This is a genomic window from Collinsella aerofaciens, from assembly GCF_018785265.1.
Classification (GTDB): Bacteria; Actinomycetota; Coriobacteriia; order Coriobacteriales; family Coriobacteriaceae; genus Collinsella; species Collinsella aerofaciens_AI.
Map to the genome: position 1 here is coordinate 1 of NZ_WQPK01000042.1, position 394 is coordinate 394.

1 pseudogene is annotated in these 394 nt (G+C 75.4%); it reads right to left on the reverse strand.

The features are described 5' to 3' along the window. A pseudogene (locus GPK42_RS07155) lies at positions 1-266 on the reverse strand (IS30 family transposase); the annotation flags it as partial. Positions 267-394: the final 128 nt, after the last annotated feature.

The following is a 394-nucleotide window of genomic DNA, read 5'->3' on the forward strand; positions in this document are numbered from 1 at the left end:
GCCGCGGCGGGCTCGTCGGCGTCTATCCCGCGCCTGGACGAGACGAGGACCGAGTCGGCGCACAGCTGCGCGGCCCGGGCCTCGTAGAAGACGTGGGGGCGGCGCTTGCAGCCGATCACGCGGTACCGCCCGCAGCCGTTGCAGCAGCGCGGCCACGCGGCCAGGCGCGGGCAGGCCGCCGACAGGTCGGCGGAGGCGTCCACGCGCTCGCCGCGCCTGGCCTTCGGCGCCGTCACGAACCTGTGCGACGCCACCTCGGCGCTCACCGTCGAGGGCGACCTGCCCAGCTCCCTCGCGATCTCCCTGCACGACGCCCTGCGCTCCAGCATCCTCTGGACCGTGTCCCGCTCGTGCCTCGTGAGCCTTCCGTAGGACCTCGGGACCGCCCTCGCGG